11 protein-coding genes are annotated in these 12,789 nt (G+C 57.3%); 9 read left to right on the plus strand and 2 right to left on the minus strand.

From position 1 onward, the window contains the following. Positions 1 to 262: 262 nt before the first annotated feature. Positions 263 to 1,600: a DEAD/DEAH box helicase gene (locus HC757_RS15270; RefSeq protein ID WP_169565312.1), complete on the plus strand. Its 1,338-nt coding sequence runs from the start codon at positions 263 to 265 to the stop codon at positions 1,598 to 1,600. Positions 1,601 to 2,152: 552 nt separating this feature from the next. Here the strand turns inward: HC757_RS15270 and HC757_RS15275 are convergent. Beyond that, entirely contained in the window at positions 2,153 to 2,716 is a 564-nt protein-coding gene (locus tag HC757_RS15275) for a hypothetical protein (RefSeq protein ID WP_169565247.1), read from the minus strand. Between the two features lie 329 nt (positions 2,717 to 3,045). Then, positions 3,046 to 3,885 carry a Mut7-C RNAse domain-containing protein gene (locus HC757_RS15280; RefSeq protein WP_169565248.1) on the minus strand — a complete coding sequence of 280 codons (840 nt, stop codon included), beginning with the start codon at positions 3,883 to 3,885 and terminating at the stop codon, positions 3,046 to 3,048. A gap of 268 nt (positions 3,886 to 4,153) precedes the next feature. Between HC757_RS15280 and HC757_RS15285 the strand changes: the two genes are divergently transcribed. The 8 genes from HC757_RS15285 to HC757_RS15320 all read left to right on the plus strand — a co-directional run bounded on the left by HC757_RS15285 (position 4,154) and on the right by HC757_RS15320 (position 12,771). Continuing rightward, on the plus strand, positions 4,154 to 4,576 hold the full coding sequence (locus HC757_RS15285) for a hypothetical protein (protein ID WP_169565249.1): 423 nt from the start codon (positions 4,154 to 4,156) through the stop codon (positions 4,574 to 4,576). Then, complete coding sequence (locus HC757_RS15290) at positions 4,573 to 4,803, plus strand: helix-turn-helix domain-containing protein (protein ID WP_169565250.1); 231 nt, start codon at positions 4,573 to 4,575, stop codon at positions 4,801 to 4,803. The genes HC757_RS15285 and HC757_RS15290 overlap by 4 nt, the downstream gene beginning before the upstream one ends. Positions 4,804 to 4,973: 170 nt before the next feature. Next, positions 4,974 to 5,774: a M48 family metallopeptidase gene (locus HC757_RS15295; RefSeq protein ID WP_425313978.1), complete on the plus strand. Its 801-nt coding sequence runs from the start codon at positions 4,974 to 4,976 to the stop codon at positions 5,772 to 5,774. A 125-nt stretch (positions 5,775 to 5,899) separates the two neighbouring features. Next, the gene (gene bamJ, locus HC757_RS15300; RefSeq protein ID WP_169565252.1) at positions 5,900 to 6,517 is read left to right on the plus strand and encodes a BamJ family beta-barrel-assembly machinery protein; all 618 of its coding nucleotides are present in this window, start codon (positions 5,900 to 5,902) and stop codon (positions 6,515 to 6,517) included. A gap of 66 nt (positions 6,518 to 6,583) precedes the next feature. Beyond that, the gene (dapB, locus tag HC757_RS15305; protein WP_169565253.1) at positions 6,584 to 7,399 is read left to right on the plus strand and encodes a 4-hydroxy-tetrahydrodipicolinate reductase; all 816 of its coding nucleotides are present in this window, start codon (positions 6,584 to 6,586) and stop codon (positions 7,397 to 7,399) included. A gap of 201 nt (positions 7,400 to 7,600) precedes the next feature. Further along, a complete protein-coding gene (gene carA / locus HC757_RS15310; protein WP_211164448.1) occupies positions 7,601 to 8,758 on the plus strand; it encodes a glutamine-hydrolyzing carbamoyl-phosphate synthase small subunit in 1,158 nt (385 codons plus the stop codon). A 28-nt stretch (positions 8,759 to 8,786) separates the two neighbouring features. After that, positions 8,787 to 12,011, plus strand: coding sequence for a carbamoyl-phosphate synthase large subunit (gene carB / locus HC757_RS15315; RefSeq protein WP_169565255.1), 3,225 nt, complete (start codon positions 8,787 to 8,789; stop codon positions 12,009 to 12,011). Between the two features lie 88 nt (positions 12,012 to 12,099). Beyond that, positions 12,100 to 12,771 carry an RluA family pseudouridine synthase gene (locus HC757_RS15320; RefSeq protein WP_169565256.1) on the plus strand — a complete coding sequence of 224 codons (672 nt, stop codon included), beginning with the start codon at positions 12,100 to 12,102 and terminating at the stop codon, positions 12,769 to 12,771. Positions 12,772 to 12,789 lie beyond the last annotated feature (18 nt).

Here is a 12,789-nt window from a genome sequence, read left to right on the forward strand (position 1 = left end):
TACAAAACCTTGTCTATCTACTTAATGTGATGACTGAAATAAAAGGAAATAAAAGGAAATAAAAGGGGTCATAGCCGTTTTATTTACCGACAAAAATGTGGACACCTGGAATTCTGCCCTAAGAAAAAGAAAGGACAACCAAAACATATTTCCTCATACACTGTGACTAGTCGTTTCCCGTAGGCGCGGGCAAGCGGCGGGTTTTACTTATCCAGTGACACTGGTAGACTTCGCCCTCGACTCCCTTAGCCTTGTATTCCCCATGACGTTCGCCGAGCTTAACCTCAATCCCGTATTGCTTGCGGCCTTGCCCCCTGAGCTGCATACCCCGACCCGTATCCAGCAGTTGGCGATCCCCGTAGCCCTGCAGGGCAAAGATCTGCTGGCGCTGGCGCAGACAGGCAGCGGCAAGACCCTGGCCTTTGGCTTGCCGCTGCTGCATGCCCTGCCGCTGCTGCAGAATCTGCATTCAGACAACTCAGAGCCAAGGGATCGGGTGCAGGCGCTGATCTTGGTGCCGACCCGGGAGCTGGCGGCGCAGGTGAGCAGGGCGCTGCAAGCGGTGGCGACGCCACTCGGGATAGGGCTGCAGGTCCTGTGCGGCGGGGAAGCGCAGGAGACCCAGCTCGAAGGCCTGGCCAAGGGGCCACAGCTCTTGGTGGCCACTCCGGGGCGGCTGCTGGACTTGCTCAAACAAGATGCCCTGAGTTTGCAGCATGTGCGCCACCTGGTGCTGGATGAGGCCGACCGTTTGCTGGAGATGGGCTTCTGGCCCGATATCCAACGTCTGCTGACTTTTATGCCGGATACGCGGCAGACCTTGCTCTTCTCCGCGACCCTGCCAGCGGCGCTGAATGAGCTGGCGCTGGGGATGATGACAAAGCCTGTGCGCATCGAGGCCCAGGCGCTCAATTCTGTGGTGGCCGAGATAGAGGAGCGTCTGTATCTGGTCAACAAGGGCAGCAAGGCCCAGGCCCTGATAGCCTTGTTAAAGGAACACCAATGGTCACAGGCTTTGGTGTTTATCGGCGCCAGGGACAGTGCCGATGCCCTCGCCAAGCGCCTCGCCAAGGCCGGCGTTGCGGTGGCATCCCTGCATGGCGACAAGGCGCAGGCGGTGCGTACCCAGACGCTGGAGGATTTCAAGGCGGGCAGGGTGAAGGTGTTGGTGGCGACAGATCTGCTGGCCCGCGGCATCCACGTGGATGCCTTGCCCGTGGTGCTCAACCTGGACCTGCCGCCCAGCGCGCCCGTGTATGTGCACCGCATCGGCCGCACCGCTAGGGCCGGCGCCTCAGGGCTGGCCATCTCACTCGTGTGTCATGGCGAGAACGATGCCCTCGATGCCATCCGTACCCTGACGGGGCGGGCCTTGCCGCTGCAGGCATTGCCGGGTTTCCCCGTCACAGATCTGCCGGCCGCCAAGGCCGACACTGGTACGGGTGAGGTGCCGGAGGGGAAGCGCGGTGACGGTTGTGTAGGCGGTGGCGGCCGTGGCGAAGGCGGCGAGCGCAAGCGTCCCCCCAGGGATAAACAGGCCAACCGCCGCAGCATCAATAAGCGCAGCATCAAGGACTTTACAGGAAAATCCGGGCGCTAGGCGGCTTGACTATGCTTGAAAGGCTCCTGCGGAACCTTTCAAGCTGCGCTTGGCGGGTGCGCTTGGCGAGAATCGTGGGCTTTAACTCTGGCTCATAAGCTCAACCGCCGGGGTTATGCACCCTGCACCCGCCATGATGCCCCTGCTGAGTCAGGTGCAGTAGATGCCTGATATTAAATCAAGAGATCCATCCCCCCAGCGGCAACTCCCAAGGGGGTACTCTTTGGCCTGTGCGCTCACAAAAGAGCAGTGGCTGGCATACCTCTACTTAGACTCTGCTGCCAGATGGGCACTGCAAAGCAGGCACTGTTGCCCCCGTGAGCCTTGCATAGCGGCATGCTGTGAACGAGAGCCATGGGGAATACTGCAATAGGCATTGCCTACGTCTTTAGGTCAGCGGCCGCATGGCTAACGAGTCATGTCATGCATCGATTGCGGTGACGGCCCTAGATGCACGAGCGGCACGACGGCGGCACGACATAAATTGAGCCGGGACACTTGCCCGGCTCATGGGTGAAACTTGGTTGGAAGGGGCAAATGAGGGAAATGCGTTCAGTGTTTCTCATGGCCGCGATCCTGGCCCTTGCCTTTTCCTTTTCCCTGGTCCCCATGGCCTTTGCCGCGATTGCCCTTATCGTCACGGTATTTCTGCTTATGGCCCTGGCGATTGCCGTCCCCCCTATCCCGGTAACTGTGGTCGTCATCCTGGCGGTCCCGGTAGTCCCTGTAGTAATGCTTATCGCCGTGACTATGGTGGCGTCTGTTTTCGTACTCTTGCCTATGTTTATGGTAATAGGGCACAAAGGTGTGGGTATACCAGCTGTCCCGGACGAACATGACCCGCTCACCGCAGGCTCGGTAGTAGTGACAATATCTATGCCAGTCTCTGGCATGGTAGAGGGGCACCCGCAGGTAGATGACTGGGCGCGAGATCACCAGGGGTTCGATCAGTATGGGGTGGCCATAGATGACCTCAGGTTGCGGAAAGTCGCCGATATCTATTTGGCCATAGAAGCCGGGTTGGCCGATGCTGATGGAGATGCCGACGTCGGCGGCGAGTGCCGGGAGAGTGACGTTGCTGAAGAGCAACATGGCTGAAAGCAATAAACCTTTCATGATGGATGTCCTTCGGTGCGTATCTTTTAATGAGCTGTAATGAGTCACTCAGGCCCAACATCAGGCTCAAAGAGCGCGGCTAATCTTGCTGCGCCGCCGCTTACGGCTCTGGCTGCAACTCTGGTTTCGGTGCTGGTTCCAACTCTGGTTTCAGTGCTGATTTCACCCGTGGTTGCAACCAGGCGCGTTCGACAGGTTCGGCTTGGGCCAAAGATAATACCTGTCTGTTAGTCAGTATAGTCCAGGGCGCAAACCCGACATAGCCGCGGTTTTACCCGGGAACTTAAGTGCCGGCACATGAAGCCGGCGCCATGGAACGCTGGAAAGCCTTAATCTTTGCCGCCGTTTGCATCCAGAGGGAGTGGGTCGGCTGGGGGCGCGCCGGCGGAGTGCAGGCTGGCGCGCAGGGCGGCGATGCGCCGGCAAATTTGCCGGTAGTGGGAGCCTTGCCAGTAGATCTTGCGGCAGCGAGGACATTCCTTGTAAGTCTCGTAGCAACCAAAGGCCCCCGGCGGCACCCGCCCGCGGACCTCGGCCTTGTCTATGGCCTCCAAGACAGTATTGCATAGGGGGCAGCGGCTGAAGGGCGCCAGCTTATGCTCGAGTTGAAAGCGCTCTATGACTTCCTGGATCTGGACCCTGACATCCGTGCTCCTCACCCAGTAGCCGTGGCTGACCGAATTATAATGCAGTATGCCCTTGTCTCTGGTTAGTATGATGCGCTGCTCCGCCAGTGAAAGCGCCACTATCTCCCTGTCGGCAAAGTCACTGCGATACAGGCTGTCGAAACCCAGGAGTCTCAGTTGGGTGGCCAGTTTCCCCAGGTTCACATCCACTATGAATTTGCTGTTCCGCAGCGGCCTATGGCTGAGCCGGGTGATGGCGCTGATATCGAAACACTCGAACATGGGGTAGACACTGACATGTTCCTGCCCCTGTAGCCGGTAGTCGAAATCGACGGAGCGGCCATCGACCAAGAGCAGATCTATCTCGGCATGGGGTACCCCCAGGGCGGCGAGGGTATTCTTGATGCTGGGCCGTCCCTTGAATCCATAAGCAAAGCTGACCCTGCGCCTCGCCTGGGGTAAGAAATCGTTGAGTTCCTCATAGAAGCGAAAGAAGGAAGTGCGCACCAAGGCCGCATGAGGATCCTTTGTACTTAAGCTCATAAGCGTATCCGGCTGAATCCATCACTATCAGCATAGCCCCGCCGCGATTGCGGGTAAAATCCGCAGGTTTGAGCCCATGGGTTCAGCGCTCTGGCAATACTCTCAGGCCAAGGATGGGAGCTGCGCACCACATGGGTCGCCGTAAACTCGCGTGCCCATGAGCTAAAGTCGTGTGTTGACGACGTTAAGTCATGCGAGCTTGACATTTGAGGGGCGATTGCTACTGTAAGTAAAGTTAACATGACTTAATGACAAATGGAGCGTACATATGAGCAAGTCAGAACAGAATGCAGAAGTTTGGCAAACCACCTTGAAGCGCAGCACCCTCAGCCTGGGCCTATGGTCGGGGAGTTGGTTGCTTTCAACTGCGCTGCTGGCCTTTGGGCCGAGGTTTCTCTGGCAGTTCGATACCTTGTATTCGCTCCTGGCACTCATGCTCAACCTGGGGGTGGGCGCCGTCATGATCAGAGCCAACATCCGTCAGGTACAGGCGATGGATGAGCTGGCGCGCAAGATATTTTTAGATGCCGCCGCCATTACTTTGGGCGTAGGTTTGGTGTGCGCCTGCAGTTACGGCATCATGGAGGATATCAGGCTGATCAGTTTCGAACCCGACATCTCACACTTGATGATATTGATGGGCCTGACGTTTCTCGTCGGTGTGCTGGCGGGCAACAGGAGATACAGGTGAAAAATAGATTGAAAGTGTTGCGGGCGGAACGCGACTGGACTCAGGCACAATTGGCGCAGGCGTTGGGCGTTTCACGCCAGACGATCAATGCGATTGAAACCGGCAAGTTCGATCCCAGCCTGCCGCTGGCCTTCAAGGTGGCGCGTTTGTTTGGCTTGCCCATTGAGGCTATTTTTCAGGATGAGCCGGCACAGGGGCAGTCATTGCAGCCTGCAGCCCAGCGATAGACGGGGCAATCTCTGCTTGAAGCAGGAGAAAGGCTGGATTGAGTGCAGGAGGCCAATCTTCGTTTGGCATCCCCGGCAGGCACAAGTAAAATTCCCATATGAAGCGTCTATTCCCATATGAAGCGCCTATGGCTGGAATAGACCAAGGAGTCGCACAAAGGATGAATTCCATGAAACCCCTATTGTTGAGTTTGCTGACCACGGCCCTGTTGAGTGGCTGCGTCACCACTGAGTCACCGACCGGCCGTGGTCAGACCCTGTTGTTTTCTGCCGAGCAGATGCAGCAAATGGGCGACAGCTCCTTCGCCGAGATGAAGCGGCAGCAGAAGCTGAGCAAGGACAAACGCCAGACTGACTATGTGAACTGTGTCGCCCGGCGCATCACCTCTGTGTTACCGAACCAGGGCCAACCTTGGGAGGTGGTGCTGTTCGACTCGGAGCAGGTCAATGCCTTCGCCTTGCCAGGTGGCCACATAGGCGTCTACACGGGGCTGTTGAAAGTGGCCGAGGGTCCCGACCAACTGGCCACTGTGCTGGGACACGAAGTGGCCCACGTGTTGGCCAATCATGGCAACGAGCAGGTCTCGCGGGCGCAGCTGACCGGGGTCGGCATGCAGATTGCCGATGCGGCGCTGGGCGGTGTTGGCGTGGCCAACAAAGATCTCTATATGTCGGCCCTGGGGCTCGGGGCCCAGGTGGGCTTCATTCTGCCCTTCGGCAGGGCGCAGGAGAGTGAAGCCGATGCCATTGGCTTGGAGCTGATGGCCAAGGCGGGTTTCGATCCCGCGGCCAGTATCGCCCTGTGGCAGAACATGGATAAGGCGGGCGGCGGCCAGGGCGTCGAGTTGCTGTCGACCCATCCGTCCCATGGACATAGGATAGAAGAGCTGCAGAAACGCCAGGCTCAGGTGTTGCCTCTGTACCATGCCAGTCAGGCCGGGGTGAAAAATCGCTGCCAGCTGGGCAAATAAGCCCAGGCTTTGCCAGCATCTGCGGGCAAAATGTGTTATACTGGCGCGCGAAAATCCCCAGATACTAAATTTAAGCTACTTAAATTCACGGCTAAAATTCACTGATTACTGAGAGTAAATTAATTATGTCTGACAAATTCAGCACTATGGAACAGCAAGCCAGCTACGGTGTGGGTCGTCAAATGGGCGAACAACTGGCGGCGAATCCTTTCGAGGGTGTCGATATCCCAGCGGTACAGGCCGGCCTTGCCGATGCATTCGCGGGTAAAGAAAGCGCTGTTTCCATGGAAGATCTGCAAGTGGCTTTCACTGAAATCAGTCGTCGCTTACAAGCGGCCCAAGAAGAAGCCGCCGCTGCCGCTTCTGCCGAAGGCGAAGCCTTCCTGGCCGAGAACGCCAAGCGTGATGGCGTGACAGTGACTGACTCGGGTCTGCAGTACGAAGTGCTGGTTCAAGGCGATGGCGAGAAGCCGACCCATGAGTCGACGGTTCGCACTCACTATCACGGTACCTTCATCAACGGTGACGTCTTCGACAGCTCAGTGACTCGCGGTCAACCCGCAGAGTTCCCGGTTTCAGGTGTGATCGCCGGTTGGACCGAAGCCCTGCAGCTGATGCCGGTTGGCACTAAGCTGAAACTCTTCGTTCCACATCACTTAGCTTACGGTGAACGTGGCGCCGGTGCCTCGATTCCACCATACTCAACCTTAGTATTCGAAGTTGAGTTGTTGGATATCGTTTAATCGTATAAATCGCCTAAGTTAACTTAGGCGTTTTTTTACCTGCATCCAGAGGATTAGGAGAAAGAGATGAGTGCACAAGTGAGAGTTGCTATCGTCGGGGCGGGTGGCCGTATGGGACGTACTCTTATCGAGGCCGCCAGGAATCATGACCAGATACGTTTGGGCGCGGCCATAGATAGGCCCGGCTCCAGTCTGGTGGATGTCGATGCCGGTGAGCTGGCCGGTGTCGGTCGGCTGCATGTTCCCATAGGCGATTCCCTCGACTTCAGTCATGATGACTTCGATGTGCTGATCGATTTTACTTCTCCCGAAGCCAGCCTGGCTAACCTGGACTGGTGTGCCCGCCACAACAAGCCGATAGTGATAGGCACCACGGGCTTCAACCACGCGCAGAAAGAGCAGATCAATGCCTTCGCCGAGGAAACCCCTGTGGTACTGGCGCCCAACATGTCGGTCGGCGTCAACCTGATGTGGAAGCTGTTGGAAACGGCCGCCAAGGTCATGGGCGAGTACAGCGACATAGAGATCATCGAAGGCCATCACAGGCATAAGAAAGACGCCCCTTCGGGCACGGCGCTGAAGATGGGTGAAGTGATCGCCCAGACCCTGGGCCGGGATCTGGAGCAGTGTGCCGTCTATGGCCGTGAGGGCATAACGGGTGAGCGGGAGCGCAACACCATAGGGTTCGCCACCATTCGTGCCGGCGATCTCGTGGGCGAGCATACCGCCATGTTTGCCGATATCGGCGAGCGCCTGGAGATCACCCATAAGGCCTCGAGCCGCATGACCTTCGCCAACGGTGCCATGCGCGCCGCCATTTGGCTGGTGGATCAGGATGCCGGCCTCTACGATATGCAGCAGGTGCTCGGGCTCAATCGATGATTTTTAAAAACCACCCAGGGGTGGTTTTTTTTCGAATGGTATTTGCGAACAGAGTTTTTTGGAAAAAACCGCCCGCCAAGGCGTAGACGGTTTCAGCTTTTTCCTATAAAATCGCTGGAATTTGTCAAAATTTCGTAAATTAGCGGAAATTGGTATCTTAACATTATATAAAAACATTATATTTCAGTGGCTTGGCTCTTTTTGGAGGTCGCGTTGACAAAGTCTGCCTTACTCGTACTCGAAGATGGAACCGTATTCTCTGGCACAGCAATTGGTGCCGATGGACTCTCTGTTGGTGAAGTGGTATTTAACACTTCGATGACAGGTTACCAGGAGATATTGACGGATCCTTCCTATTCACGCCAGATAGTAACACTTACATACCCTCATATAGGCAACACTGGTACCAATGATGAAGACACTGAATCCGCGGCGGTTCATGCCTGTGGTCTCATCATCCGCGATCTTCCGCTAATCGCAAGCAATTTCCGTAATACCCAGAGTCTCAGCGACTATCTCAAGGCCAACAAGGTTGTCGGCATAGCAGATATCGATACCCGCAAACTGACCCGTATCCTGAGGGAGAAGGGCGCCCAGGCCGGTTGTATCATGGTCGGCGATCTGGACGAAGCCAAAGCGCTGGCGGCGGCCAAGGCCTTCCCCGGCCTCAAGGGCATGGACCTGGCCAAGGAAGTCACCACAGATAAAGCCTACCCATGGCGCAGCGGCAGCTGGCGTTTGGTCGGCGGCCTGCCGGACGATACCCCGGCAGCCGACCTCAAGTTCAAGGTGGTGGCCTACGATTACGGCGTCAAGCGCAACATACTGCGGATGCTGGTCGACCGCGGCTGTGACGTGACTGTCGTGCCGGCGCAGACGCCGGCAAGCGAAGTGCTGGCGATGAATCCCGACGGGGTTTTCTTGTCCAACGGCCCGGGCGACCCTGAGCCATGTGATTACGCCATTGCGGCTATCCAGGAAATCTTGAAAACCGACATCCCGGTATTCGGCATCTGTCTGGGTCACCAGTTACTGGCATTGGCCAGCGGTGCCAAGACGCTGAAGATGAAGTTCGGTCACCATGGCGCCAACCACCCTGTGAGCAACCTGGAACAGGGCAATGTGATGATCACCAGCCAAAACCATGGTTTTGCCGCCGATGAGACCACACTGCCGGCCAACATCAGGGTGACCCACAAGTCGCTGTTCGACGGTTCGCTGCAAGGCATACACCTGACAGACAAGCCGGCCTTCAGCTTCCAGGGACACCCAGAGGCGAGTCCTGGACCCAATGATGCCGCGCCGCTGTTCGATCATTTTATCGAGCTCATCGAACACTATCGTCAGACCGCCAAGTAGTCGTATTAACTGGGAGAAGATTTAAGCAATGCCAAAACGTACAGATATCAAGAGTATTCTTATCCTGGGAGCCGGTCCTATCGTCATAGGTCAGGCATGTGAATTCGACTATTCTGGAGCCCAGGCCTGTAAGGCCCTGCGCGAAGAAGGTTACCGCGTCATCCTGGTGAACTCCAACCCGGCCACCATAATGACGGACCCGGAAATGGCCGATGCCACCTATATCGAGCCGATCCATTGGGAAGTGGTGCGCAACATCATAGCCAAGGAGCGTCCGGACGCCATACTGCCGACCATGGGCGGCCAGACTGCACTCAACTGTGCGCTGGAGCTGGAAGCCAAGGGCGTACTCAAAGAATTCAACGTCGAGATGATAGGCGCCACCGCCGATGCCATCGACAAGGCTGAGGACAGATCGCGCTTCGATGTCGCCATGAAGAGCATAGGTCTCGAGTGTCCGCGTGCCGGCATAGCCCACACAATGGAAGAAGCCTACGGCGTACTCGACCAAGTGGGTTTCCCTTGTATCATACGCCCGTCCTTCACCATGGGTGGCTCGGGTGGCGGTATCGCCTACAACAAGGAAGAGTTCGAAGAGATCTGCTCCCAGGGTCTGGACTTGTCGCCGACCAATGAGCTGCTGATCGACGAGAGCCTGATAGGCTGGAAAGAGTACGAGATGGAAGTGGTGCGGGATCGCAATGATAACTGCATCATAGTCTGTGCCATCGAGAACTTCGATCCCATGGGAGTGCACACCGGGGATTCCATCACGGTGGCGCCGGCCCAGACCCTGACCGACAAAGAATACCAGCTGATGCGTAACGCCTCCATGGCGGTACTGCGTGAGATCGGCGTCGAAACCGGCGGCTCGAACGTGCAGTTCGGTATCAACCCCAAGGATGGCCGCATGGTCATCATAGAAATGAACCCCAGGGTATCACGCTCATCGGCGCTGGCTTCCAAGGCGACCGGCTTCCCGATCGCCAAGATCGCCGCCAAGCTGGCGATAGGCTTCACCCTGGATGAACTGATGAACGACATCACCGGTGGCCGTACGCCGGCGTCGTTCGAACCCGCCATCGACTATGTGGTCACCAAGGTGCCGCGCTTCAACTTCGAGAAGTTTGCCGGTTCCAACGACCGCCTGACGACCCAGATGAAGTCTGTCGGTGAAGTGATGGCCATAGGCCGTACCTTCCAGGAGTCGCTGCATAAGGCGCTGCGTGGTCTGGAAGTGAGCCGTAACGGCTTCGATCCTGTCATAGACACGAGCAAGCCCGAGGCGCTGCAACGCATTCGCCACGAGCTGAAGGAACCAGGCTGTGACCGTATCTGGTATATCGCCGACGCCTTCCGTGCCGGCCTGTCCGTCGACGACATCTTCGCCCTGACCAACATAGATCCTTGGTTCCTGGTGCAGATTGAAGAGCTGATTGCCCTCGAAGCCCAGGTGGCCGAGGTCGGCATGTCGGGTCTGAACGAAGACTTGCTGCGCAAGCTCAAGCGCAAGGGCTTCGCCGATTCGCGTCTGGCCGACGTGCTGGGCGTGAGTGAGGGTGAAGTGCGCAAGCTACGTCATCGTCACGAGATTTATCCTGTTTACAAGCGGGTCGACACCTGCGCCGCCGAATTCGCCACAGACACAGCCTACATGTACTCGACCTACGAGGAAGAGTGTGAGGCCAACCCATCGACCCGTGACAAGATCATGGTGCTCGGCGGCGGCCCTAACCGTATCGGTCAGGGCATAGAATTCGATTATTGCTGCGTCCATGCGGCATTGGCGCTGCGCGAAGACGGTTATGAGACCATCATGGTCAACTGTAACCCAGAGACGGTATCGACCGACTATGACACCTCGGACAGGCTGTACTTCGAGCCGGTGACCCTGGAAGACGTGCTGGAAATTGTCCGCATAGAGCAGCCCAAGGGCGTCATAGTCCAGTATGGTGGCCAGACGCCGCTGAAACTGGCCCGTGCCCTGGAAGCCGCAGGTGTGCCGGTAATAGGCACCAGTCCGGATGCCATCGACAGAGCCGAAGACAGAGAGCGTTTCCAACAGGCGATTCAGCGCCTGGAAATGAAGCAGCCGGAAAACGAGACGGTCACCACGGTCGAAGGCGCAGTCATCGCTGCCGAGCGTATCGGCTATCCGCTGGTGGTGCGTCCATCCTATGTCCTGGGTGGCCGGGCGATGGAAATCGTCTATGACAAGCAAGACTTGCTGCGCTACTTCAACGAGGCCGTCAGCGTGTCCAACGCCTCGCCCGTGCTGCTGGATCACTTCCTCGACGATGCCATAGAAGTGGATATCGACGCCGTCTGTGACGGTGAGACAGTGGTGGTTGGCGCCATCATGGAACACATAGAGCAGGCCGGGGTACACTCGGGTGACTCGGGTTGTTCGCTGCCGCCTTATACCCTGAGCCAGGATATCCAGGACCAGATGCGCGTCCAGGTGCGTAAGCTGGCGATGGAGCTTGGGGTTGTGGGTCTGATGAACGTCCAGTTCGCGGTCAAGGATAACGAGATCTATATGATCGAAGTTAACCCCCGTGCCGCCCGTACCGTGCCCTTCGTCTCCAAGGCGACGGGTGTGCCTCTGGCCAAGATTGCCGCCCGGGTGATGGCGGGTCAGAGCCTGAAATCACAGAACTTCACCGAAGAAGTGATCCCACCCTATTACTCGGTAAAAGAAGTGGTGTTGCCATTCAACAAGTTCCCCGGTGTCGACCCTCTGCTCGGCCCCGAGATGCGCTCTACCGGTGAAGTCATGGGCGTGGGTGAAACCTTCGCCGAAGCCTATGCCAAGGCGCAGCTGGGCGCCACCTCAGAAGTACCCAAGTCTGGACGTGCCTTACTGTCCGTGCGTAACAGCGACAAGAAACGGGTTGCCGACCTGGCCGCCAAGCTGATCGAGCTGGGCTACGAGATAGATGCGACCCACGGCACCGCCATAGTCCTGGGTGAAGCCGGCATCAATCCCCGTCTGGTCAACAAGGTACACGAAGGTCGGCCACACATTCTTGACCGCATTAAGAACGGCGAATACACCTACATAGTCAACACCACGGAAGGACGTCAGGCGATCGAAGATTCGCGCCAGCTGCGCCGCGGTGCCCTGCGTTACAAGGTGAATTACACTACGACCCTCAATGCCGCGTTCGCGACCTGCATGGCCCATGCCGCCGATGACAGAAACAATGTCAATTCGGTGCAGGAACTGCACAAGCGTATACTGGCAAAATAAGTTAGGCGTACAGTGAAAAAAGGCTGCAGTTATGCAGCCTTTTTGTTTTTCAGCAGCGAAAACCCGCGATAACCACAACAGGAATTCCATGCAGCCACAAACCGATCCCTTCATCGCCCCCAGGTGTGATGCCGACATAGACGTCCTGTATCAGGATGCGCACTTGTTATTGATCAATAAGCCCAGCGGCTTGCTGAGCCTGTCGGGAAAGCATCCGGCCAATAAAGACTCGGTGCATTACCGATTGGTGCGGGACTTTCCGGGCGCGACCTTGGTGCATAGGTTGGATTTTGGCACCTCGGGTATCATGCTGGTGGCGCTGAATAAGGCCATCAACGGCGCCCTCACCAAACAGTTTCAGGACCGCAGCATAGACAAAAGTTATACGGCGCTGCTGCATGGCCACCTCAGTGCTGACAGCGGCCGCATCGAGCTGCCGATCGCCAAGGATGTGGAGCGCTTCCCGCTGCAGAAGATCTGTTTTGCCACGGGCAAGCCGGCGGTGAGCGAATATCGGGTGTTGGAACGCCTAACCGGCCCCAAGACGACCCGCGTCTGTTTCACGCCGGTTTCCGGCCGCACCCATCAGCTGCGCATCCACAGCCAGCAGATAGGTCATCCTATCCTGGGGTGCGATCTTTATGCCTCGGATGAGGCCTTCAGCCTGGCCAAGCGGCTGATGCTGCATGCCACCTCGATTGGCTTCGAGCATCCGGTGACGGGGGAGCGCATCCTGGCTGAGAGCCCTTGTCCTTTCTAGCAGGGCCGCCGCCGCGCA

Origin of the sequence: Shewanella salipaludis (assembly GCF_012911865.1) — a bacterium.
GTDB lineage: Bacteria > Pseudomonadota > Gammaproteobacteria > Enterobacterales > Shewanellaceae > Shewanella > Shewanella salipaludis.

Coding starts and splice junctions, on each gene's coding strand:
- HC757_RS15275 (WP_169565247.1), bottom strand. CDS start 2,716: ATGAAAGGTTTATTGCTTTCAGCCATGTTGCTCTTCAGCAACGTCACT.
- HC757_RS15270 (WP_169565312.1), top strand. CDS start 263: ATGACGTTCGCCGAGCTTAACCTCAATCCCGTATTGCTTGCGGCCTTG.
- carB (WP_169565255.1), top strand. CDS start 8,787: ATGCCAAAACGTACAGATATCAAGAGTATTCTTATCCTGGGAGCCGGT.
- bamJ (WP_169565252.1), top strand. CDS start 5,900: ATGTCTGACAAATTCAGCACTATGGAACAGCAAGCCAGCTACGGTGTG.
- HC757_RS15320 (WP_169565256.1), top strand. CDS start 12,100: ATGCAGCCACAAACCGATCCCTTCATCGCCCCCAGGTGTGATGCCGAC.
- dapB (WP_169565253.1), top strand. CDS start 6,584: ATGAGTGCACAAGTGAGAGTTGCTATCGTCGGGGCGGGTGGCCGTATG.
- HC757_RS15295 (WP_425313978.1), top strand. CDS start 4,974: ATGAAACCCCTATTGTTGAGTTTGCTGACCACGGCCCTGTTGAGTGGC.
- HC757_RS15280 (WP_169565248.1), bottom strand. CDS start 3,885: ATGAGCTTAAGTACAAAGGATCCTCATGCGGCCTTGGTGCGCACTTCC.
- HC757_RS15285 (WP_169565249.1), top strand. CDS start 4,154: ATGAGCAAGTCAGAACAGAATGCAGAAGTTTGGCAAACCACCTTGAAG.